Raw genomic sequence first — 1,106 nt, 5'->3', positions numbered from 1 at the left:
GGACATATGCTGTGTAAGCGGCGACTTGTTCGACCTTCACGACCCGGTAGACAGCAGCGAGGAAGTAATCGGCATCCGCGGCGCTCATGAGATGACGTACGAGATTCGTCCAAGCCTGGTTGAGCTGCTTCTCAGGCTGAGCGATGCCGAAATCCTGAATGCGCTCTCGTAACATCCGACAGCGTTTCAAATCTTCATAAATATGACGAACGAATGTGCACTTATCGAAATACTTCGGAATGAGCGGGCAATATCCAATCGTATGACGGATCAAATCGAACTCCAATGAGAAAAACAACTTCAACTTTTTCAACGCTGCTTCAGAACTGAAATAAGATGGCATAGGTGGGTTCCCCTTTCCGTAATAGGAGCTTTATACTCCATATTATAAGAAGGGTGGGAGAAGGAGACAGTAGCGGAATTCATGCTCTATTTCACGTTTTTCCTCATCTTGAGGGTGCAGGAGATCGGTCATCGGAGGCTGCCGTATGCCTGTTGGCGATTCGTTTCTTGAACTGTTGTGGAGACAAGCCTGCGTGGCGTTTGAAAAACATGCAGAATGCCTGCAGCGAATCGAATTGCAGCGTTTCCGCAATATGGGTGATCGAATCATCCGACTGCCTGAGCAGCTGCTTCGCTCGCTCCACCCATACGCCCCGCACATACTCGCCGAGCGCAACGCCCATCTGTCGCTTGAATTCGCGATCGAGATGGGCTCTACTCATATTAATCCTTGCTGCAATTGCGTCGACTTTGCCTGCATAGTTCACTTCCGAATGCACCAGGCCGAGCACATGGATCATTTCCGGCGTCAACGATTTCGTTGCCTCTTTCGTCATATCGTGTTGTCTCTCGTAGATGCGCAAGATCATCGTGACGATCGCAGTCATATACGACTGCACCATAAGATGCGCGTAAGAAGCATTCGTTGCGATTTCTGTCATAATCCGGTCGAAGTACGGCCTCACGCTTTCGTCTGTATCGCTCGTGATCCGCTCAACGCCCAATTTGTAGTACCCTCGCTCAAGTTCGCCCATCTGCTCGAAACGAAACCCGACCGCATAGACGAGGAAGGTCGAATCGCCCATCGCCCCGCCGCAATGCAC

The 1,106-nt window shown here is 50.7% G+C and carries 2 protein-coding genes; both read right to left on the bottom strand.

Annotated features, from left to right (window positions below; all coding sequences use genetic code 11):
• On the bottom strand, positions 1-343 hold a 343-nt coding region (locus AC1DWB_RS35835; RefSeq protein WP_477545821.1), incomplete at its 3' end, for a hypothetical protein.
• Positions 344-446: 103 nt separating this feature from the next.
• Positions 447-1,106: AraC family transcriptional regulator (locus AC1DWB_RS35830; protein WP_477545820.1), on the bottom strand; the 660-nt coding region annotated here is incomplete at its 5' end.

Source organism: Paenibacillus sp. P4_E11, from assembly GCF_056401635.1.
This window is presented reverse-complemented; position numbering and strand designations above follow the sequence as displayed.